The 21312-nt window shown below is 41.3% G+C and carries 29 protein-coding genes; 12 read left to right on the top strand and 17 right to left on the bottom strand.

The annotated features are described in order from the left end of the window. Nucleotides 1-72 precede the first annotated feature (72 nt). The gene (locus J8M00_RS21005) at nucleotides 73-315 is read left to right on the top strand and encodes a PapB/FocB family fimbrial expression transcriptional regulator (RefSeq protein ID WP_211012430.1); all 243 of its coding nucleotides are present in this window, start codon (nucleotides 73-75) and stop codon (nucleotides 313-315) included. A 15-nt stretch (nucleotides 316-330) separates the two neighbouring features. Here J8M00_RS21005 and J8M00_RS21000 read toward each other — a convergent pair whose 3' ends face one another. The 4 genes from J8M00_RS21000 to J8M00_RS20985 all read right to left on the bottom strand — a co-directional run bounded on the left by J8M00_RS21000 (nucleotide 331) and on the right by J8M00_RS20985 (nucleotide 3388). Next, nucleotides 331-1692: a hypothetical protein gene (locus J8M00_RS21000; RefSeq protein ID WP_211012429.1), complete on the bottom strand. Its 1362-nt coding sequence runs from the start codon at nucleotides 1690-1692 to the stop codon at nucleotides 331-333. Between the two features lie 59 nt (nucleotides 1693-1751). Continuing rightward, nucleotides 1752-2246, bottom strand: coding sequence for a terminase small subunit (locus J8M00_RS20995; RefSeq protein ID WP_211012428.1), 495 nt, complete (start codon nucleotides 2244-2246; stop codon nucleotides 1752-1754). Further along, nucleotides 2239-2475 (bottom strand): hypothetical protein, encoded by a 237-nt coding sequence (locus J8M00_RS28515; RefSeq protein WP_343224730.1) that lies wholly within the window; start codon nucleotides 2473-2475, stop codon nucleotides 2239-2241. The genes J8M00_RS20995 and J8M00_RS28515 overlap by 8 nt, the downstream gene beginning before the upstream one ends. A gap of 295 nt (nucleotides 2476-2770) precedes the next feature. Further along, on the bottom strand, nucleotides 2771-3388 hold the full coding sequence (locus tag J8M00_RS20985; RefSeq protein WP_211012426.1) for an LPD29 domain-containing protein: 618 nt from the start codon (nucleotides 3386-3388) through the stop codon (nucleotides 2771-2773). Between the two features lie 551 nt (nucleotides 3389-3939). Between J8M00_RS20985 and J8M00_RS20980 the strand changes: the two genes are divergently transcribed. The 4 genes from J8M00_RS20980 to J8M00_RS20965 all read left to right on the top strand — a co-directional run bounded on the left by J8M00_RS20980 (nucleotide 3940) and on the right by J8M00_RS20965 (nucleotide 6297). Further along, a complete protein-coding gene (locus J8M00_RS20980; protein ID WP_211012425.1) occupies nucleotides 3940-4191 on the top strand; it encodes a hypothetical protein in 252 nt (83 codons plus the stop codon). A 255-nt stretch (nucleotides 4192-4446) separates the two neighbouring features. After that, on the top strand, nucleotides 4447-4710 hold the full coding sequence (locus J8M00_RS20975; RefSeq protein WP_211012424.1) for a helix-turn-helix domain-containing protein: 264 nt from the start codon (nucleotides 4447-4449) through the stop codon (nucleotides 4708-4710). Between the two features lie 23 nt (nucleotides 4711-4733). Continuing rightward, nucleotides 4734-4871 (top strand): hypothetical protein, encoded by a 138-nt coding sequence (locus J8M00_RS20970; RefSeq protein WP_211012423.1) that lies wholly within the window; start codon nucleotides 4734-4736, stop codon nucleotides 4869-4871. 604 nt (nucleotides 4872-5475) lie between these two features. Continuing rightward, on the top strand, nucleotides 5476-6297 hold the full coding sequence (locus J8M00_RS20965) for a hypothetical protein (protein WP_211012422.1): 822 nt from the start codon (nucleotides 5476-5478) through the stop codon (nucleotides 6295-6297). Nucleotides 6298-6332: 35 nt separating this feature from the next. Here J8M00_RS20965 and J8M00_RS20960 read toward each other — a convergent pair whose 3' ends face one another. The 13 genes from J8M00_RS20960 to J8M00_RS20900 all read right to left on the bottom strand — a co-directional run bounded on the left by J8M00_RS20960 (nucleotide 6333) and on the right by J8M00_RS20900 (nucleotide 15214). Beyond that, a complete protein-coding gene (locus J8M00_RS20960) occupies nucleotides 6333-6566 on the bottom strand; it encodes a hypothetical protein (protein ID WP_211012421.1) in 234 nt (77 codons plus the stop codon). Nucleotides 6567-6853: 287 nt separating this feature from the next. After that, nucleotides 6854-7291, bottom strand: coding sequence for a hypothetical protein (locus tag J8M00_RS20955; protein WP_211012420.1), 438 nt, complete (start codon nucleotides 7289-7291; stop codon nucleotides 6854-6856). A gap of 101 nt (nucleotides 7292-7392) precedes the next feature. Continuing rightward, nucleotides 7393-7623: a DUF7415 domain-containing protein gene (locus tag J8M00_RS20950; protein WP_211012511.1), complete on the bottom strand. Its 231-nt coding sequence runs from the start codon at nucleotides 7621-7623 to the stop codon at nucleotides 7393-7395. After that, entirely contained in the window at nucleotides 7616-7828 is a 213-nt protein-coding gene (locus tag J8M00_RS20945) for a hypothetical protein (RefSeq protein ID WP_211012419.1), read from the bottom strand. Before J8M00_RS20945 ends, J8M00_RS20950 begins: the two co-directional genes overlap by 8 nt. Continuing rightward, nucleotides 7818-8207 (bottom strand): hypothetical protein, encoded by a 390-nt coding sequence (locus J8M00_RS20940; RefSeq protein ID WP_211012418.1) that lies wholly within the window; start codon nucleotides 8205-8207, stop codon nucleotides 7818-7820. The genes J8M00_RS20945 and J8M00_RS20940 overlap by 11 nt, the downstream gene beginning before the upstream one ends. Next, nucleotides 8197-8742 carry a DNA N-6-adenine-methyltransferase gene (locus J8M00_RS20935; protein ID WP_211012417.1) on the bottom strand — a complete coding sequence of 182 codons (546 nt, stop codon included), beginning with the start codon at nucleotides 8740-8742 and terminating at the stop codon, nucleotides 8197-8199. Before J8M00_RS20935 ends, J8M00_RS20940 begins: the two co-directional genes overlap by 11 nt. Before the next feature lie 2 nt (nucleotides 8743-8744). After that, entirely contained in the window at nucleotides 8745-11159 is a 2415-nt protein-coding gene (locus J8M00_RS20930; RefSeq protein ID WP_211012416.1) for a DNA primase family protein, read from the bottom strand. Then, entirely contained in the window at nucleotides 11159-11407 is a 249-nt protein-coding gene (locus J8M00_RS20925) for a hypothetical protein (RefSeq protein WP_211012415.1), read from the bottom strand. The genes J8M00_RS20930 and J8M00_RS20925 overlap by 1 nt, the downstream gene beginning before the upstream one ends. Further along, entirely contained in the window at nucleotides 11404-11820 is a 417-nt protein-coding gene (locus J8M00_RS20920; RefSeq protein ID WP_211012414.1) for a hypothetical protein, read from the bottom strand. Before J8M00_RS20920 ends, J8M00_RS20925 begins: the two co-directional genes overlap by 4 nt. 4 nt (nucleotides 11821-11824) lie before the next feature. Then, nucleotides 11825-13021, bottom strand: coding sequence for an ssDNA-binding protein (locus J8M00_RS20915; protein ID WP_211012413.1), 1197 nt, complete (start codon nucleotides 13019-13021; stop codon nucleotides 11825-11827). 11 nt (nucleotides 13022-13032) lie between these two features. Continuing rightward, on the bottom strand, nucleotides 13033-14145 hold the full coding sequence (locus J8M00_RS20910) for a DUF2800 domain-containing protein (protein WP_211012412.1): 1113 nt from the start codon (nucleotides 14143-14145) through the stop codon (nucleotides 13033-13035). Nucleotides 14146-14159: 14 nt separating this feature from the next. After that, nucleotides 14160-14384, bottom strand: coding sequence for a DUF7681 family protein (locus J8M00_RS20905; RefSeq protein ID WP_211012411.1), 225 nt, complete (start codon nucleotides 14382-14384; stop codon nucleotides 14160-14162). A gap of 11 nt (nucleotides 14385-14395) precedes the next feature. Beyond that, nucleotides 14396-15214: a hypothetical protein gene (locus J8M00_RS20900; protein WP_211012410.1), complete on the bottom strand. Its 819-nt coding sequence runs from the start codon at nucleotides 15212-15214 to the stop codon at nucleotides 14396-14398. Nucleotides 15215-15344: 130 nt separating this feature from the next. Here J8M00_RS20900 and J8M00_RS20895 point away from each other — a divergent pair, with 130 nt between their 5' ends. The 7 genes from J8M00_RS20895 (at nucleotide 15345) to J8M00_RS20865 (ending at nucleotide 21312) form a co-directional block, all read left to right on the top strand. Continuing rightward, on the top strand, nucleotides 15345-17030 hold the full coding sequence (locus J8M00_RS20895) for a DEAD/DEAH box helicase (protein WP_211012409.1): 1686 nt from the start codon (nucleotides 15345-15347) through the stop codon (nucleotides 17028-17030). Continuing rightward, nucleotides 17017-17748 carry a hypothetical protein gene (locus J8M00_RS20890; protein WP_211012408.1) on the top strand — a complete coding sequence of 244 codons (732 nt, stop codon included), beginning with the start codon at nucleotides 17017-17019 and terminating at the stop codon, nucleotides 17746-17748. Before J8M00_RS20895 ends, J8M00_RS20890 begins: the two co-directional genes overlap by 14 nt. Further along, nucleotides 17741-19816: a hypothetical protein gene (locus tag J8M00_RS20885; RefSeq protein WP_211012407.1), complete on the top strand. Its 2076-nt coding sequence runs from the start codon at nucleotides 17741-17743 to the stop codon at nucleotides 19814-19816. Before J8M00_RS20890 ends, J8M00_RS20885 begins: the two co-directional genes overlap by 8 nt. A gap of 150 nt (nucleotides 19817-19966) precedes the next feature. Next, nucleotides 19967-20212: a helix-turn-helix domain-containing protein gene (locus J8M00_RS20880; RefSeq protein WP_211012406.1), complete on the top strand. Its 246-nt coding sequence runs from the start codon at nucleotides 19967-19969 to the stop codon at nucleotides 20210-20212. A gap of 2 nt (nucleotides 20213-20214) precedes the next feature. Then, nucleotides 20215-20526 carry a hypothetical protein gene (locus J8M00_RS20875; RefSeq protein WP_211012405.1) on the top strand — a complete coding sequence of 104 codons (312 nt, stop codon included), beginning with the start codon at nucleotides 20215-20217 and terminating at the stop codon, nucleotides 20524-20526. Next, on the top strand, nucleotides 20523-20717 hold the full coding sequence (locus J8M00_RS20870; protein ID WP_211012404.1) for a hypothetical protein: 195 nt from the start codon (nucleotides 20523-20525) through the stop codon (nucleotides 20715-20717). Before J8M00_RS20875 ends, J8M00_RS20870 begins: the two co-directional genes overlap by 4 nt. Then, on the top strand, nucleotides 20710-21312 hold the full coding sequence (locus J8M00_RS20865; protein WP_211012403.1) for a hypothetical protein: 603 nt from the start codon (nucleotides 20710-20712) through the stop codon (nucleotides 21310-21312). Before J8M00_RS20870 ends, J8M00_RS20865 begins: the two co-directional genes overlap by 8 nt.

Here is a 21312-nt window from a genome sequence, read left to right as displayed (position 1 = left end):
TGTGCAACATTTGAGTTATGCAAATACGTTTGATAAAGTGCAAAATAATTATGAGTTAACTAATAATTATTTATGCGATATCTATTCAAAGGAACACAATCACCTGAACGGTTTGAATTAATATTGAGCCTAACAAAGATTACCAGTGAAGATGTTATCGGGGCACTGCAAGACTATTACGTTAGAGGTATAGACAAAAAGATTGCAGCAACTTTAAACGGGGTTAAAGGACCAAACCTATCCCCCGCGTTCAAAGCTATGGAAGAGAAAGCAGCTATTGTTGAAAGGATAAAAGAAATTGATGGGGTGCGTTAAGGCGCAGTTACAGCGTTAAGTATCACCCTCAATAACTTCAATTTCTTCTTCAAGTTTATCAATAGGTAAATTTGTGTACTGAGAAAAATCATAATCTTCGACTAAAAGGTTTTTCGCAATCTTAAGCACTTTTAACATATCAATATCACTTCGGTTTCGCCAATAACACTGATTATTTGTATTAGCACCTTTGAGTAAAACCAGAATCTCGTCAGCAGTATACCGCTTTAAATTAGGCTCTATATATCTTTCAAAGTACATATCTGCACGATCAAAGTCTGAACTATTGTTGTAACAAGCTATACCGAAAAGCCTAAATTCACTGTCCAATCCGAACTCATCAACCACAGACTTCAAAGTTCTTCTTTGTGATAGTGTTAAATAATTACCTGGACTTCCATACTTCTTATACAGCTTTTCGTTGATTAAATTTATAAATTTAATTAGGTGCTCTTGCGGTGATTGAGATATGAAAAAAGCTACCCCAAATAGCGAGATATCCTTTGCCAAAATTGGTCTAATCAACTCCTTTACAGCATCATTTAAAGCTAAATACATTTCACGTTCAAATGACAAAAATTCGATCATAGCTGTTATTATCTCAGGGCTTTCTGAAACTCTTGAGTAATGAGAAGGGTCCTGTTTTATAGATTCAAGTATTGAATGACTTTCTTGCTTAAACAAAATTTTAAGCACTCGTACATTAATATCTCTATTTTCATTAGCTTTTTCATCTTCAGACCTGAATGCAATTTTCCACAGCCCTCTAAAGAGTTTTACTTTTATTTCTGTATTTACAGAATTGAGATATTTAGAGTTCAAATACTTTAGTAGTGGTCTGTCTTCCGGAAATAAATCTTTAACTTTTTCCAAATCAGCCAAGATTGTGAACAAGATTTTTTGTGTTAGAAATGGAGGTTTACACAGGAGAACTTCGACACTATTCCTAATGTCACTTCGCACCATATCTTCTGTAGGCTCAAATAGAGTATCTTCATCACTAATAACTGGATGCGCAGACAGGTGTCTATGTTCTTGAATCATGCAAATTTTATGATATGAAGCTGTATCCAATAACTGTGTACGTTCGAAAACTAGCTTAACCAGCTCCTTCTCCCACTTAGGTGAATAAGGGTCTGCTTTTTGTAACTTTTCAATTTCTTTTAGAATTCCTTTTGCACTTGAGTCTGCGTGCAGATCTCTTAATTCTTGCAGCTTAAAAATGATATCGCATACAACTACCGACCATAGCATTACAGTTGCTGAGCGATGGCACCCAGTAGCATATGTTTTATACACTTCCTCAAAATACTTTCGTGTTTTACCACTGTAAATCTTCCTTTTTTGTTCCTCTAAAGAAAATACTCTAACGTCCATTTAAACCTCAACTATTTTAATTAATTATATTTCAAATCAGGAGCATACTAACACGCAATTCACCCTCTAACATACTTGTGCGAATAGTCAGACAAAGCCTTTAAAGTTTCGTCTGCATCTTCATCTAAAATACGACACACTTCCTCTTGGTCCTGATGGGCAAGACTGCCTGAAAGCCTATTAGATTGACCTATCAATTTTGCACGAACAGCCTGAAGTGCGTCAGCAACATTTCGCATAAGGTCGTCAATGTTAGCGACTTGCTCTAAAGCCTTTGCCAACTCTAACTCAGCTAACAACGCTTGGGCTGATTCTTTTCTGGTTTTGGCTTCAATCATATTCATTGACCCCGCTTCCTGTTGGTTAACACCAAAGCGTTCTTTTGTTCGGTCTGCCTCAAACTCAACACGCCAATTGAAGCAAGCATGAGAATTATAAACGACTGAGCGCCCTTCTTTCCCCAAGTCAGGCATACCTGCATCACGCCATTCACGAATTGTTTTAGGTGTGACACCAAACAAATTAGCTAATTCAGCTTGGTTAACTTTATTCATTGATCTTCCTTACGATTTCGTACGCTTTATAAAACGCGCGTTTGCCTCGATGATAGTTTGACGAGGTTAGACCTTCTATATTTTCGATCACGTCATCATCAGTAAGACCTAGAACCAAGGACATTTTTAATCCTTGGATAACTGTCTTACTTCTGATGTTTGTAAGTTCTATATAAAGGTCGAATTTATCTTGTTTTAATGAGCCAGGTTTAATGTCCATATCATTGATTAGAATCAGTTTATTGATTCAAACACAGTAGCATTGATTTGCTCAATTTTAAAGATATGGAACATTGATTTTTGAAATTTCTGAGTGGCCTTTCTCCGCGTGTCTGCGCCCCTGCTCCAAAAAGTCCTTAAAAAAGAACCTACTAAGGGGCACCCGATAAAATCAAAATAATGTATCAGATTAGAAACAAAAGAAAGAATCAATAAAGTGAATCGACAAATCAGAAAAGTGATTTTGAAAAGGCATAAAAAAAGCCCGTCATCATGACGAGCTTTTGTTCAATGAGAATGTTTGACTAGATTAGTTGTAATGCTTTGCTGAATGCTTCTTTTACACCATTTGACTGTGTTGCCGCAATGAACGCACCGTTAACCTCAGCAAACCAACCAGCATTAGTATGCACAGCTTTTAAATGTGGCTTAAAACCATTGGATAAGTCGAGCTCACTCGCTTTATCAGTTATCAATCTTTGCCATGAGTAAAATGGATTAAAGTGATCAAATGGTGACGTTGAAAGTCCTTCACCTCGCCTATAACCGTCAACAGTTGGTATATCGTCACAACTTCCGACATGTTCTAGCTTTAATAAATGAATGGCTTTCGAGATAGTCTCATCTGATAAAGAACGTTTTGTGAAAACATAATCTACACCACCATAGATAGTGTTAAATTCAGTTATTGAATACTCGTAAATATCTTCCATGCCATTGAACGAGCCTTGTTGATATTTATTTACGATAGATTCTACTTGCTCAGTTGTAGGCCCGTCAGTCCATGATACATCTATAGCCCCATAGCCGCGTTTTCTCACTGAGAACTTAACCAGTGGAAAATGATGTTTTAAATCTTTCCTAACGTTTTTCGCTACTTCAGTTGATACGTTAGACGATACTTGATTTAAATGCTCGTACATTGTTCTTTTTCCTTAGAATCACTTAACTGATTTTCAATATACAGAATCACTTAACTGATTTCAAGATTTAAAATCACTTTTTTGATTTTGGGCTGGAGGGGTAAGACAGACAAGACAAGTAAGACAATTCAATTTTTCGATACTCGTCTTGTAAAAACCTTATATATTTCAACTTACTATACTACTTATAAGACAGAAGACAGTTATATCTATATATAAAGTAATATATAAATATATATAGTATATAGAGGATATAGCAGCACCCCGCACGCACGCTGAAATAGTAAGGTTGAGCGACTTTTATGACTTATCCGTCTTAATACCTTTGTAGTATGTTGATTTGTAAAGATTTTTCATAAGACAAATGTAATGTGACACAGGTTTTCGGTGTTGCCTTACTGTCTAACAAAAAATATAGTTAATTGATTTAATTGAAATTTATTCACTTTTGCAACTGTCTAGTTATGCAAACTGGTTGACTATTAACTTGACTATGAAATTTTTTATCTCTAACATTGTGTTATCATTTTAGTGATCATGGGATGAACGAAATGTCTGAACCAGAATTACAACATAAAAAATCATTGAGCGATCTTTTACTACCAATGGAAATTGGCGAAGTAATTTATATAGAAGTGTCTAATAAAAAAGAAGCGACTACAAAGATGCGTCAAGCGACTACAACAAGTAGGTTGAGAGGTGTACTTAAAACGCGTACATTTGAAACATCGTCGTTTACTGCTGTTCCTTCGGATAACTGTCCGACAGTTCAGTATTTAGTCCGAGTCGTACGCAAGAGCTAACGACCGCGGACAGTCTCAGTATCAGGGATGGTTTCGAGGAATTGCCGTTCATAGTCTGTAAGTTCCCCCACTATGTGCCACACTCCCACCTCATCCTCAATACTGAAATGCAGGTTAGATAACAAATCATTATCGGGTATAAAAACATTCATAATTTCGTTCCTTGGGTGTATCTCAATTTGATAGGGTTATCTTATCTATTGTTAACGTTAAAAATCACACCATTAACCAAATAGTAACAGGATTGTTTTAGTTATGAAGGAAATAACAGGTGATCATTTACGCGCTATGCGGCTTGCAGCTAACAAGAAGCAAAGTGAAATGGCAGAAAAGGTAAAAATTAATATTAAGACTTACGAAAACTACGAAAACTCTGTGAGTCCTAATATCAAATTAAATCACTTTCTAACATGGATGCGGTTTTGTAAGCTCGACTCCAACGTAGACATTATGGAAATGTTGGAAGATTGCAAAACCAGAGTTGAAGCCTCAGGGAGGGTACGTGTAAGATCAAAATGACCCACATATAAAAGGAAATCATTATGAACTTACAATCAACTGTAAAATTCAATCCAGCTCATGTATTTGGCGGTGGCACTTACAAGCCAGGTCGTCCAAGTGAACAACAACAAAAAGTAGCGGTTATACCTGAAATTGTGAAGGTTGTACCAGCTCCTTAGCATATGCGGAGTTTTAGGTAATGGAGATATCCCCTTTTAGATTTATTGTTATATGTACTGTTCTTGTAGCTGCATTTAGTTTTGCTCTACTCGATTCAACTGCATTTAATCTCACACTTTTGGCAGTAGTCGCGTCCGTTGCGGTCATCTGTCAATATAGAGCTCAATTCGCTTGCAGAGATAACGCTATAATTCTGGGGACTCTCCTTGTTGTCGAGTATATCTCGTTCAACTACTTAATAGAGCTAAATGGTGACATGTCCCCTATGTACCTCGGTTTGCTAGTGTTTGGCCTTCAGGTTTTGTATTCAGGTATTGCGTTCAACCTATTCATATATAGACCGATAGTTTCGTTGAAGCTTACAGGACGCTTTCAAATGCATTACACAGATAATTTTTTAATGTATTTGATCGGTTATGAAACATTAGTGTGCTTCATCGCATTGATTGAAAGCACCCTCCGCAATTCTTCCCCTGAATATAATAGTTGGACTTTCGTTTATGATAATTTCGAGCTATTCACGTACCTTGGCCGCGCGGGTATGTTTGGCGTGTTGATGATTATTTTATTTGATAATCAAACAGTCGAGCGTGAGGGGGTATAGTGATTACTCCAGAAAAGCCGAGTCGTGATAAAATACGAGTTATTAAGTTAATCAATCTACTGTCTCAATTACTCACTAATAACCCATCACGAGCGCTCCACAGACAGTATATTTTCTGGGCATCGCTATTACTACCACTGGGGTTATTTTTAGCTGTTGGTTCATTATATTGGGAAGGGTATAAGTTTAGCTGGACTAAAGAGGGAATAGACACTTTTTTCGATATTTCCAAAACCCCTCTTTACTTCCTTAGTAGTGTCATACCGCTTATGATACTTGCAGCTCGTATTCATGCAACGCGGCAGGTGGAAGAGCAAATAAAAGTTACTCAAGAAAACAACACATTCACTAATTATTATAAGCACCGAGAGCTATTTCAAGATTTTTTCGACGAACAACTAAAGGACTTTGAATATGAACTAAACGCTGAAAGCCTCTACAAGCTTTTATACCCTAAAAACAACGCTAAACACTTTGGCTTAGATAGTGCCCTTGAGTATCATCACAAATCCACCTTTGAGAACTACAACGACTTAATAGAATCTATTTATAACGGTAAAGTTTCAGCAGAGGCCATTCATCCGATTGAACAAATTTTTCATAATATGGAAATTTTCAGCGCTAAAAATTCTTGGCGGAAAGGTCATGCAAGAAACGTGAGTTCTTTTCTCCATTGTTTAATTCGACTATTTCAAATACTGTCACTTTTTACACACGATAATTTAAATCTTGTAAAGGTTCAAGACCGAGTACGTTCAAAGAAATATGATGAAGTAAAACTAAAACTGGATGAGTTTTTCGAAAAAAAATATGGTTCGTGACAGAAATAAAAGCTCTTTTAAGTTCCCTACTCTGCCTATCTAAACTCAGACATATAGACAACTTGACCTGGCTCACGCTCTTTGGGCTTCTTGTAATCATCATCTACAACAGGAAGCCCACGATCACCAAGAACCAGATATACACCGTCATCCACCAGCACACCAACGTGCACCCCTTCTAGCTCTAGCCACCTTTGACCACCAAATAACTCATCACCCGGTTTAATAGCTTTTATATTGTGAACTGTGACTGTCTCAAACTGTCGCATACGAAAGATCGAGGTAAACCCTCTAAACTGTATGCTTTTGACTTCTCCGCTCTTTGTCGTGCATCTAACGCAGCTTTGAGAGATACAACTAGTAGATTGTGCAAGTCCCCCACTCGTCAGATAGACATTTCCGAAATTGAATTGATATTTAATGATTGGCATAAAACAACTGTATGGATAACCAGTGTTTGTAATGGTACTCAAATCAGTAGTACTAAATCAAGCGTGTTGAAAACTATCTGTGTAACTTCTAGGCTTATATTTTAAAACTCAAATAAACCCGCGCATCATTGCACGGGCTCAGTAACGTCAAAACAATGGACCTCACCGCCTGTGCGGAAATCTATTGTTTTGACAGTATTTATGAGGTCTTTAAGATCGTGATTTTTACGTAAGCCATACATAGCCGCTTTTTGACCTGAACCAATCGCGTAAGAGCTAGCTAAGGGCTCAGTCTTCAATTTCCCATCTTCAACAATGCCGTACCATACGCCGTGTTCATGGTGATATTTAATAAGCTCTAAATCAGCCAAATTCTCAAAAGAGTTCGCTTTATAACTTTCTTCTAGCTTGTGAATATCACATGTTTCACCTGAACAGAATACACGCCATCCATTCACATCAAACCATTTTTTTGCGTTATCAGTGACTATCATGTTTTTTGTTGTAGTGCGGCTATCGCACGCTACCATATTACAAAATGTGTCATATACTATCGTCGTCAAACTAGGCACCTCGGGGGGTATGGGTGGATAAGATTCCCCGCCGTTTCGAGCAATCACGGCGGAGGCATTAAAAGTTAAAATCACTATGAGTAGATGTTTTCTCATATTTTGACAATCTCAGAGATTTTGCTTTTAACTTCTTTGTCTGTAAGAATTTTACTCTTTGAACCAGGTGCATAATTGAAAACACCGTCAGGTGAAATAAACGCCCCGTTACTTAAACCGGTTTCTGGGTTTCTCGATACTGCGAGGCCGAGAGGGTGCATAATTTCAGTATTGATTTTCTCTAACAATCCGAGTTCAGAGATAGTATTCCAGTCAATCTCATGCATCACGACTTACCTCTTTAGCAGAATGCCCTGTATCGCCCTTAACTTTAACAGGCTCATACTCACCGCCCAGAACTTTAACAGGTTCCCCTGCATCGCCCAGAATCCAATAGGCGCTGCGGTCACGTGATGTAGTTTCAAATACTCGGCCTTTATCACACCCATGTTTCGAGTCGATAGGTAAAGTTCTCGTAAGTCTAATTTTCATTGTTTAATCCTTTGTTGATGAATTGGCTGTTGTACAACCGTTTGATTGAATAAATTAATGCAGCTATAAAACCCGCTGAAGCTAGCTGATCATTACTTCCAAATTGGTCCCATGTGATGATCGCAATCGCTAACAGGGTTGCTAATGCAGTTGAAAGAAATGCAGTGAAAAATATGTTAGATAGTTTCGGCTCTGGTTCACTGTCGATCCGCAAAGCGCCGTCAGTAACATAACCGCGTGATTTAAAACGCTTACCATTTAAACCATGTTGAAAATAATCAACCGACTCAAAAACAGCGTTATCGTACTCAGTTATGTAGTAATGAGTTGCCCAAGATGGTTTGTTTATCAGTTCATGTTCCGTCAATTCACGCTGCATTTAACAACTCCAATTTGCTAACAGTAGTTTGTATGACCGGGGTAAAGGTGTACGCCCGGAAGATTATTAGACACATAGGTTTACCAAGCTCACAGGGCATTTCCTCACCTGTCTGAGCATCAATAAACCTGATACCGCCTGATCTCCACTTACCTGTTTTTGGGCAGTAGTAACCGACGATATCGCGTATTTCATTTGCCTGAAGCGCGTAAAACCACCATTCAGCACGCGATTCATGAGGGACTAAGCAAACAGTGGTAATACCCAATGCTCGTTGCTCTATGCATTTGAGCATCCAGGGGCGTATGTTCGAATAAGGGGGGTTTAACCAGACATTCCCTGTCGTCAGTTTTGACCAATCCATCAGCAGCGAGTTTATAAGGGGTGAAAGGTAAAAATCTACCAATCGTGAATCCCATAGCGCCGCCGCATCCATTGAGAATTGAAACTCTCGATTGATAGCGTTGAACAACCAACGGGGGGTACGTGTTAAGTCCCTGTGAGCTTTGCTCGTTTGGCTAACGTGATTATGCATTGCTAGACACTCCCCTGGTGTATTGACGCTACATTACTAAAACCACCCACGGCGCCGGGAATCACTCGAATACCTGCAAAGCCTCTGATCTGCTTTCCGTTGACATACTTACGGTCTTTTACAATGGGTAAATCGGAATCTCTTAGTAATCCTGAGAATTTGTGTTTAGTAAGGGGTTTTTGTGCTTTCGTAGTGCACCAAACACGGTAAGCTGTATGTAATTCATCAACACTAGAAAAACCGTCGAATGGTACTTCTGTCATTTGATTTACGAAGTCACCTAAAATGAACATATCTTCTTTCAAATCTAACTTTTCACGCTTGCTAGATTCCGCTTCTGTAAAGAAACCTTTTGCACGCAATCTAGCTAACCCTTCCATGGCCCACTGTGCTATCCCTTCTATCTCTGCGAGTAGTTTTTCACGTAATTTGGGGTCTTCCTTTCCCGCGAAAGATATCCAAAAAGGAAACACCATTAATCGATTAACTAGAGCACCGCTTGCGTCAATGAACTCAGGCATGTTGTTTGTACTGAGAGCAAGCCGGGTATTAAACACCGTAGTCTGTGCGTCTTTAAACTTAACGTCGTAAGTGATTGGGTCGCCGCCAGTTAACGCTTTAATGGTGCTTAAAACAGCGTCACGCTTTGCAACGTGCACCGTGTGCGCATCAGGTATAAGCGCCAACTTAGATTTACTCATGGCGAACAGAGCGCTGTTCTCGGCAAGGTTGGGTAACATTGGAGCAGACACGTTACCTTTGCCCACGAGCGCACGCATAATGTCACTAATGACCCCCTTACCACCGCGAGACTTGCCGAGTAAGATAATCATTTTTTGTAGCGTGATATCGCCCGTTAAAATGTAGCCGAACCACTCTTGCAACATGTTGTGCAACTCAAAGTCATCAGGCCAAATTGAATATAAAAATTCGTGCCATTTTGGGCACTGCGCTTTTCTGTTGTAGTTGTATTCGCAGTGATTAAATGTAAACACATCAGGTGTGTGATTTTGTAATTGAGGGGTGCCGCTCGATACGTCAACGATACCGTTCTCAAAAATTACGATATCGTTATTCTGTTCAGGTAAAACGGGGACATTAGCTAAGTCCACCAGCACGTTATATATACCCCGCGTAAATCTATCCGCTGGTTTAAACTGTGCATAGAATTTCTGTATCTCAGATTTAACTACATCGTCGCTGATAACATCCCAAGATTTACCATTAAACTGATAAAAGATCTTGTCGCATCTAATCAATTCACGACCATCGTACCGTATACCATCAAACGCCAACGCAAGGTCATAATGCGCTGATTTCATCGTTAGTTGCGGTAATAAAATCTCACCTCGGCCACGATCTAACCGTTGGGTGCTTCGTAAATTCTCTTTGGCTTCATTGACATCAATTGTTATAAGTTCTTCTTCAGCCGGTGTAAGTTCGTTGTTGGCTTCCCATCCGTCGACAGGTTCAGGAACAGGTCCAATTGCTCTAAATGTAGAGACAGCAGTTTTACAACCTGGTGCACTTGTTGGGTATTTGTAGGCGCGTTCAACTATCGCAAAAAATTCTTTTTTCTCGTGTTCTTCCCATGGCGGCATACATCGAGGGTTATAGTGCTCCCATAGAATATTTACAGCACTGTTGTAGCTAACACCATGGTCATGTGCATAACAAGCAACACCGAAAACTGTCTTTGAACCAGACCCTAATACTGCCGGGGGTGCAATCACTGACGCCCATTTAACAACTTTATCTAAGTAACGCGGTGTATCATCGTAACCTGTACCGTCTTTTAAACCTGCACGCGCTTCTAGCCAGATGTTCAACTGAGCGTCTTGGGTTGCATTGAGTGAGAATGCATCTCGCAGTTGTTCCGCTGTATAGTGACCACCTGTCACAGACGTGATCACGTATTGCTTAGGGTTGTTGGGGTCTTTTAAATGCAACGTGCCAGGAGCACGTAAAACACGACAGGGGTCTACAACCTGATGATCTGTGTCGCTATGTATTGCAATCTGCTTTTGCAGTGCAGTGAAGGTCTCGGTATCACACTCCCCGTTAATCAACCAATACGCATGACCGTGCGTATCATCACGCTTAGTAACAAACGTTGGTGTTATCGGCCAATCTGGTTCTAAAGCACCGTCAAAATCAGCAAAGCAAGCTCTAACGCGAGTAACATTGTCGGCACTTCTGCCCTGCCCGTCAGTTTCATTTACACAGACATAAACACCACATTGTAACGCTTGCATTTGCTGCAAATAATCAGCAGCGTTTTGAATATCACAGTTAAACCATGCGCTTAACTTCTCGTTCCTGTTCGCTTTTACATCATGGAAAACTTGCCAGGTTACTATTGAATCTTTAGAACCTGTAAGTAACTCAATAAACTGTTTAACTTGCGATAAATCCATTACACAGCCTCACAAACCATCTTGAACACCTGTTCAGCTTGCGCGACTGTTTGTCTGTTTATGTTTGGCCTCTTAGATCTAAGGTATGTTTGAAGTGATGACTGAGCAAGACCAGAAGCGGCCGCAACATTTTCTATTCCATACTGGACAACTAAATTTTTCAGTCTTGTTTGTATTTCTATTTGTTGCTCATGTACAACAGCCGGATCATTAAGTCGTTCAACTGCTTCGCGTATTTTTTCAATCATCGCGTTAACCTCTCAATTAATTCCTTTAAAATTCCGTCGACATCTTCGGCATTACAGGCGAAACCAGCGGCACCACCGAGGTTTGTGATCAAGTTGATGAACTTTTGTTGTGCAAACTCTCGAGACTTCGGACCAAATTGACGAACCTTAAAACCGTCTGCTTTGGCTTCAATGGCAGTGAACACTCCGATCTGTTTTCCCACCATGTCAGGGGTGATAGTGATCGGTGTAATACCGATAAAGTCACTTGATTTAATACTCTGGTTCATTTTCTTTGACTCATTCGCAAGACCGTATCGAACAGGTACACCTCTCGCGTCAACTAGCACACCGACATTATTTCTGAATAGTCGACCACCTAACTCAGTGGCGCGTAATCGCACCACCTCGCTAGCTTTACCTTCAGGTGTCATATTGCTACACCGCAGGGTTTAGGTAGTTTGCTTGTGCTTTTCCGTGCTGGATTAGCAGATCAGGGGTCCAGCCTTGTGCGGCGTATTCTGCATAACTTGCTTCACCAGGGTTCATGATGACTGGATCGGTGTTCCCCATTGGAGCAGCAGCAGGAGCACCTGGCACAGCGGCAGCACCAGGAGCACCCGGCACAGCGGCAGCAGCAGGAGCACCTGGCACAGCGGCAGCACCAGGAGCACCCGGCACAGCGGCAGCAGCAGGAGCACCCGGCACAGCGGCAGCAGCAGGAGCACCCGGAACAGCGGCAGCAGCAGGAGAACCCGGAATAGCGGCAGCAGCAGGAGAACCCGGAATAGCGGCAGCAGCAGGAGCACCCGGCACAGCGGCAGCAGCAGGAGCACCCGGCACAGCGGCAGCAGCAGGAGCACCCGGCACAGCGGCAGCAGCAGGAGCAGGAGCAGCACCCGGAACAGGAGCAGCACCCGGAACAGCGGCAGCACCCGGAACAGCGGCAGCACCCGGAACAGCGGCAGCACCCGGAACAGGAGTTGACGTAGGTGCGAACTGTTGTTGAACTTGTCCAGCTTGAATGTTTGTATCTGTTACAGCATGAGCGGCAAACGCTTGTGACGCAGATTGTCGTACTGGTGCGCCACCTAACTTTTCATCGTTGTAGCAAAGTTGGACGTTTAGAAGTTTGACCGAAACAACTCGACCGTTCGCACTATTGTAGGCCGAGACCTCTAGTTCAGCGCGTGCCCATGAACCAGCGTACACAGCAGAGCCGTGAATCTCTGTTTGACCATCAGCCGAGACACACCCAACAGGGTCAACGTTTTTAACAGATAAAATAAACATACCCGCCGAACCTTTTCGCACTTGACCTGGTATAGGGTTGCCGTTTTGGTCTTTCTCAAAAACAGTGTCGCCATCTTTAAATGAGGGAGGGAATTGAATGCCCATACCAGGTGCTATTGCTTGATCATAAGGGAGTTGCCATTCTTCCATCGTCACCTCATTCAATGCCTGAATAACATTGTCGAACGACGTAGGTTGATTGTTGATTGGGCACACACCTGTTTTCGGTATCATCATCGATACGGCATATTTAGGTTGATCTGTTGGATTTTGTGCGTGTGGTTTATCTAAATGCGGATAACTAACGCGAAAAACTGTTGAATGAATAACTCTTGAAGCCATTTTTAAAGTCCTTATTTAATACTATCGAACACACCTACAGCGCTTGTGCTTTGTGCTGCACGTTTATCACTGAGCGGCGCAAGCGTCGTGCTAGCAGGTGGTTTAATGAAATGTTTTTTAACGATTGTTTCTGATACGATTTTCTTTAAGGCGGTCATTGATTTGAGCTTTGGTTCTAGTAAGTCAGCTTTGGCTACACCTGCTTGCACAGCCTCGGCTATGAATGAGTCTTGATCCTCACATTTAGATTTAGTGATTGCTTTAACCAGCTTACAACCTTCAATTTTTCCACCAGCTCGTGCGACGTCTACAGCGTGAAGTTGAAGCGCCTCAAGGTTTTTCTTCATTGCTGCAACTTCTTGATAAACATCGGATACTTCTTGAGCCGTTAGTTTGTTTACTGGCTTATCGAACGTTGATAAATCAATAGTGCGTTTCATGCGTGCACGGCAGAAACCCCGTGCAGGGCAATATTTACAGTGCTCACCAGCCGTCGCTAGGCTATTCGGGTTGTGATTTGCATTGATTGCATATGAAATGCGAGCGTGCCAATCGCGCATTTGCTCAATTGTCTGAACGCATGTGCGAATGGGACCATTTTTATGATTAGCACGGGGTTGAATAATAGTGCTTGATACGTATTTGACGGTTTGCCAAAGGTTGAATGTATCTAACACAGCAACAGCGTAGAACGCAGCCTGTGAATTACCTTCAACCTCAACAACTTCATAACCATTCTTGTAATCAATGACAAAAACCCAGTCACCAACAATTACAATACAATCAGATGTACCAAACACACCCGATCCAATAGAAACGATGCACACGCGTTGCTCAAGCATTGGGGAAACGTTGTATTTCGCGCACAATTCGCGAATATGACCCACGTAAATTTGTACAGCGTCAGCCATTACTTGATCAACGGTGTGATCGTTAAAACTCATACCTAAACAATCGTAAGTGTTTAAACCAAAGCGTAAGCAAAACTCGCCGAGCTCATGCGCGGCTGTGCCAAGTTCAGCGGCAGGGTTTGTACCACCGTTTAAACCTTCAGTCATTCGTCCATACGCATGACAATTCATCCAAATTTTAGAGTTACTAGCACCGAGCTTTGCATGTTCCATAATGACCCCCGTAATTAAAAGCTATCTGGTTGGGCTACACTGCGTGTAAGGCACATAAAACCTTTTTGTAAATCAGTTTTTCCTGTAGCCACCCACCTTTGATCGACCCCATCAACGCCCTGTAACTCATCAACCAGTTCACCAACTTTTTCAGCCAGTTCCTTGATCTCATTCATCGCGTTAATTTCACTTTGAGTTAACTCTCGATACCCTTTAATTTTCTTATGTTGATTTTCCATGATGACCCCCGTTAGCTAGCTGCTTGTGCTGCTTTCCAGTCAACTAGTTGCTGGTTCCAAGGTGTAAGAGCATCAATCAATACTCGTAATTGAGTACGAGGGACTTGGCTGTATTCACGTACGTTGAAGTTTTCAGCGATGTATTTATCAAATGTTTCCTGACCCGCAATTTCAACAATTGATTTAACTAGATCGCTGGTGTCGTTCAGGTCACACGCATATTCATCAACAATCGCATGGAACCTTTCGTAATGTTCAGGCTTCATTAAAGTGAAATCTTTAGTGTTAAACTGCGCGAAAACTTCATCCAGCATTGAATATTCAACGCCGTGCTTTTCCGCAATCTCATTTACAGCCTTGATAGCTAGTTTTTTAAAATTATCATTTGCGACTGGTGCACCTGGGACTGGCGGTACACTAGGTACATTCGGTACATCTGGGGCTGTAGGAGCGTCACCAACAGGGGGGAATTTTGCTACATTTTCAGATGCAGACTGAACCTGTTTATCAGAATTTTTGTTCTGTTTAAGTTCTGCAACAACTTCATTGAACAACTTATCATTCACACCTCTTTTCTTCTTCCAAACACCTTTGTCTGTTTGAGTTTTGGTACTAGCATGAATACGCTCATCCCAAGGAATGCCGTTTTTATCTACCTCAACGCTAGGTGAAGTTTTTGCTTGTTCAACTGCTTGAGAAAAACCAACTGGATCAGCAGTGGCGGCATCTTTCATGATATTGGGTAGTGTGGTCTCAGTGACGAGATCGTCACCTTCAAGCAACTCGATTACGCGGTCTAACTTACTTTCAATGTTTTCTAAAATACCCATTATATTTCCTTTTGAGTTAATCAAATGTCTGTTGACGAAAATTAAGCTAACACAGAAAAAAATAATTTGAAATATTTTTTTGCATCATTTAAGTTATGCATATTGCAACACAAAAACGAGCAAAAGGACAATGATTCAATTACGAGAACATCAGACATCAACAGTTAACCAAGCAATCAATGCGCACATAAACGGATTGAAAAACGTCTGTGTCGTACTACCCACGGGGGCTGGTAAAACTTTCGTGATAGCTGAATTAACTCGTATTGCTCGTCAAAATTGCGGAGTTTCAATCGTGTTTGCACACCGTGATGTATTGCTTGGTCAGATAAGCGATGCGCTTTGCGTGATGCAACTACATCACTCGATTTATGCAGCTAAAAAAACGGTCAGTGACATAACAACTGAAAATCAGCAAAACCACGGTGATAGTTACTTTTCAGAGACTGCAAACATTATCGTCGCCAGTGTTGATACGTTTATCGCTCGAATGAAGAAGGGTCAAACTGAGCACCTTGCCAAAAGCGTTACTAACTGGTTCATGGATGAAACTCATCACGTACTGGCTGAAAACAAATGGGGCCGTTGTGTATCCCAATTTATTAACGCAAAAGGAGTCGGTGTAACTGCTACACCTATTCGTTCTGACGGTAAAGGTCTAGGTCGTGACTTTGACGGTGTGTTTGATGAACTAATAGTCGGTTCAAATATGGGGGAGCTGATAAAACGCGGCTATCTGAGTACTTATAAAATCTACGTCCCCCCTACTCGCCTCGATGTTTCTAACGTCAAAGTCACCAGCTCCGGGGACTACAACCAGAAACAATTAGCGAAAGAATCAGATAACTCAGACATTACAGGGGATGCAGTTGAGCACTATTTACGTATCTGCCCAGGACAACAAGCTATAACGTTTTGCGTAAACATCGAACACAGTCAACATGTAGCTGACGAGTTCAATCGACATGGTGTAAACAGCGTAGCGCTATCGAGTAAAACTCCCGCAGCAGAGCGCGCAAGATGTATCAAAGACTTTAAAGCTGGACGTATAACAAACCTGGTCAACTGTGACTTGTTCGGTGAAGGTTTCGATGTACCCGCAGTTGTCGCGTGCATCATGTTACGTAAAACCAAATCATACAGTCTATTCAAGCAGCAATTCGGCCGAGCATTACGTGTGATTGACGGTAAGCCACACGGCATCCTGATCGATCACGTTAATAACGTGCCTGACATGATGGCTGAATACAAATTGGGTCATCCTCATGAAGATCCAGTGTGGACGCTAGAACGCAAAAGCCGTCGTGCATCCAGTGATGACGGTTCACGCCCTGAAGGTGTTGTATGTGTTGAGTGCTCAGCTTATTTCATACCAGCCAACAAATCTACCGTCGTATGTCCAGAGTGTCAGCACGTTGAAACTAACGAAGAACGCCTAAATAGGGAAAAAGATTTCCAAGCAAAAGCAGGTACTTTAATCGAGCTCGATACCGGCTTTATCGATCAAGTATTAGCAGAACGCGCAAAGGTCGATACACCTATGCACGTATTTGCACAACGTATGCAAAACGCACCATCAATAGTGCGCCATTCATCAATCAACAACCACGCAAAACGACAACACGCCCAAGCGCAATTAAGGCGCGAGATTCAAGAGTGGTGTGTCACTACAGCGAACAAAAAACAATGGGACGTCACTCTCACACAATCAGAGTTTAAACGTGTGTTCGGCGTAAACATATTCACCGCGCAAACACTGAGTGAGCGCGAAAGTATACAGCTAACTGAAAGGATTAAGAATCATGCGGAAATGTAAGCTAAACATCGACACTTTAATCAAAGGACACACTGTGTTCGTTGAATCAGATTGGTTCAACGGTGGTGAAAGCGCGGTCATTGACATGACACTCAATTTAAAAAGTGAACACGTAAATGTCATAACGCTCCCCATACAAATAAAGAACCTACACAAATTGGGGATCACGTACTTATTAGAGCAAGAGCAAGCAAGGGTCGGTTGCTGCCTCGCTGGTTATGATTTCAAACATCGCGCGGTTCATGAAACAGACTTGATAAGTCTATGCATCCCAGGGTTAACCAGCCAATACAAAACTATATCGGTAAATGAGTCAGATGAATTTACTGTTCTCGTAACGATGACGGCTGACATATTGGCGAAAATCCCCGGCTTTGACATTACTAGTGTTGTTTTCATGGGCTCAGTTCCACAACGAATGACGCTCAAACAATGGGCAAATAAACAACCTAAAATCATGCTTGATGAAACTCATAAATTTCACGAAGACGGGTTAGACGGGTTAGACGGGTTAGACGGGTTATATCGTAATAGTGTGATCGACAATTGGGTCAAGTCTACAAGACACACAGACCTTAAAAATCTCAACCATTTAGGTAACTACACACAATGGTTGATGCAGGATTTGCTACCAAAACTTGATGATGATCACATCAGCTTACTATCCACAGCACTACACGTAGAAATTAAAAATCGAGAGGTCGGACGACATGCGTAAGTTATTCGCACCGGTACCGCACCCTAGACCGCTCGATTACATATACGATAACGAGTGTTATCCAAATTTCTTCAGTTGCAGTATTAAACATTCAGCAACTGGGACGCGTTATCGTTTTGTAATTAGTGAATGGTGTGATGACGGTCAACGATTAGCGTTATTCCTTCAGTCACTGTCTAATGCTGGCGCATATATGGTCGGGTTTAACAACACACCTTATGACTATGTTTTGCTGCACTTGATTATGCAGACAGGTGGTGTGATCACTAACGCTGATCTATACGCTAAATCACAAGCAATCATTAGTGACCGTAGTGGGTTCGGCCATACAATCTGGATGAAAGACAGGTTTGTTAAACAAATAGACCTGTTGAAAATCCATCATTTCGATAATGCTGCAAAATATACAAGCCTCAAAGTCCTTGAGATAAACATGAGGGCGAAAGACGTTCGAGACTTACCGTTTGACCCAACAAAACCGATCACACGAGAACAGGGTGATGTACTGCTTTCATACAATGATCACGATGTTGATGAAACCGAACAGTTTTACTTTGAATCATTAGACGCTATCGCATTTAGGCAAGATTTAGCTGATAAGTACCCCAATAAAGATTGGTTAAATTTCTCTGATACTAAAATCGGCTCAGAAGTATTTATAAGAGAGTTAGAGTCGCAAGGCGTGCCGACAAAGTTTCAAGGTGTAAAGTTGCAAACACCGCGTAATGAAATCAGGCTTAGGGATGTAATTTTCCCCTATGTTCAATTTGAACAGCCTGAGTTTAATCGCATCAAGCAGTATTTCGAACAAGCAGTAATAAACCCAAAACAAATTAAAGGCTTTTTCTCAAACCTAACGGCAATCATAGACGGATTTGATTTTGATTTTGGTGCAGGTGGGATACATGGTTCATTGCACAAGACAATAGTTAGAAGCACTGATACACATGACTTAATTGATGTCGATGTTGCGAGCTATTACCCGAATCTCGCAATAGCAAACAATCTATTCCCTGCTCACTTATCTGAAACGTTCTGTGATGTTTATCTAGGCGTATACAACCAGCGAAAAACATTCAAAAAGGGCACTGTTGAAAACGCGATGTTAAAGCTGGCCTTGAATGGCGTGTACGGTAACAGTAACAACGAACACAGTGTTTTCTATGACCCTCAGTACACAATGAGCATAACTATCAATGGGCAGTTGTTGCTGTGTATGTTAGCCGAATGGTTGATGAAAATACCGGGCCTGTCCATGGTGCAGATCAACACTGACGGTATGACGTTCCTTTGTCCTAAAGAATACCGCACCAACTATGAAAACATGTGTAAACACTGGGAGAACGTAACAAGATTAGAGCTTGAGCATGTTGATTATAAAGCTATGTATATTCGTGATGTGAACTCATACATGGCCGAAACACTGAAAGGAAAAGTTAAGCGTATTGGCGCTTATGCTTGGGAACGTGCAGCAGAAAACCCCGGTACACGGGAAGTGCCATGGCATAAAGACCACTCGTCACTGGTTATTCAAAAAGCAGCGCAAGCAGCACTTATTGATAACGTAAACATTCGTGAATTTATTACAAATCACGCTGATGATTTTGATTTCATCATTACGACCAAAGTCCCTCGGTCATCAAAACTGGAAATCATTGACCCTGTTTACTGGGGTGATGACCACGTATGTGATCGAACTCGCATCATCCAATCAACAAGCCGTTGCTATGTGAGCAAGACCGGCGGCGCTTTGACTAAAATAATGCCCCCTACCGCAACACAGATTGGACACTGGAAAACAGGCGACCATTACCAGCACATCAACACTGGTGATTACAAGGTTGTTAAACCAGGGCAAAAGCCACCTAGCGGCATGTATTCACCTGTCATCAATCCAGACCGAAGCGCTCCTAAACGACGGATCGGCTTGATGGTCGGTTACAAAATGCGTGAGTGCAATGGTATCAACGATTTTCATCGCTCAGATGTTGATTACGAGTACTACATCAACGAAGCCAGAAAACTAGTTGATGCACTAATTGAAGGGGAAACACGCTGTGCAGCATGACCCCAGAATCTACGGTGATACAACATCTTGCCACAAGTGTGGTAAGTCGTGGGATACAAACGACCCTAACCCACCCGAATGTGTTAGTGACACACCGGAAACAACGACAATATTTCAAAAATTACGAAAACTTATTAAGGATAAAAAGCCATGCAAATAACAAGTAGCAGCAAGTTAGACAAAGTATTAGAGAAAATAGGAACAGAGTCGGACTTAAAAAAAGCACTACGGGCTTATGTTCGAGAACATAACGGGTCTGGTGACTTAACAAGAACTATAAAGCATTTAACCATAAATGAAGCACTCGTTTTAACACGTGGTAATCAGTCTGAGGCTGCGCGAAAACTCGGAATAAATCGCGGCTGTCTTCGTACGAACATGAAAATAGGTGGTTAGTAATGAATAATAAGCTCACACAAGAACAAATTAAAAAGATTATTGATAATGCACCTGAAGGGGCTACGCATTTTTTTAATAATGACACTTACGCTAAGTTCGTTGATTCGGGAGAAACCAGCCATTATAAATCTCTTGCAAAAGATGGCGGTCTATATCCAATTAAATTCACTCAATCACTTGACGACCTTAAAACAATTCAACTGTTAAGAGAACGGATAGATAAAGCATTAGATATCATTTACGACGATGACGGTGAAGATTTTGACACCGTTTACAATATCAGATGTGCTTTAGAAGGATCTGAACAATGAGTAAGAAACATGAGCGTGCCTCAACGTTAGCCGCATTTCACAACCTGTTTGTAAATCAAAAAAGAAACTCAGACGGTGGGGTGACACTGACGAAAACGCAAATTGACGCACTGGTTAAACAAACTGAAGCGCTATTAGAGCTCGACGGTTATTCACTGTTAGCGATTGATGGGGTGGTTAGTAATGAGTAAGAAACCATTCTATAGATATTTTAAAGCTACATCAGGTCCTGTTCTAGAAGAGTTAAGAAAGTTGATAAAACAACAGGGTGAGTTAAGTGATAGCCTACAGTCATTCAACTTAAAATTTTCATCTACGGGTGCAGTAGTTAACGATTCAGGTTTAACCAATGAGTTTAGAAAAGCTCTATCTGGTTTTATGTTCCAGGAGTCCCCTAATAGTGAGTGGAAGAGAGTACGAGGTAAAAAGTATAAAGGTAAAGACTTATACTTACCCGTAAAAGACTCCTGTATATGGGACCAGATACCGACTTACATGCCCACTCTGGGTAGCTTGGTAAAAACGGCTTTCAATGCTTATCTTGGCCCTATCCTAATTGACGGTACAAAAGGATTGGCTATAAGGATTCACGGTGACCTAGAGGTCGTGTTTCTTGAACTCCCCTGGAAAGACATCAGTGATCACGAAATAAAAGAATATGAGGAGAATACAAACAGCTTCTGCGCTGAAACGGCATTCATAATAAATACCAGAATACACGACAGCTTAAGTGAGCTTAAGCAATGGGAGTACTATCGTGATGTCGAAAAATGGAATGAGGACTAG

Source organism: Pseudoalteromonas luteoviolacea (genome assembly GCF_018100925.1).
Lineage (GTDB): Bacteria > Pseudomonadota > Gammaproteobacteria > Enterobacterales > Alteromonadaceae > Pseudoalteromonas > Pseudoalteromonas obscura.
Note: the sequence above shows the minus strand (reverse complement) of the source record. Positions and strands in the feature narration are given on the sequence as shown.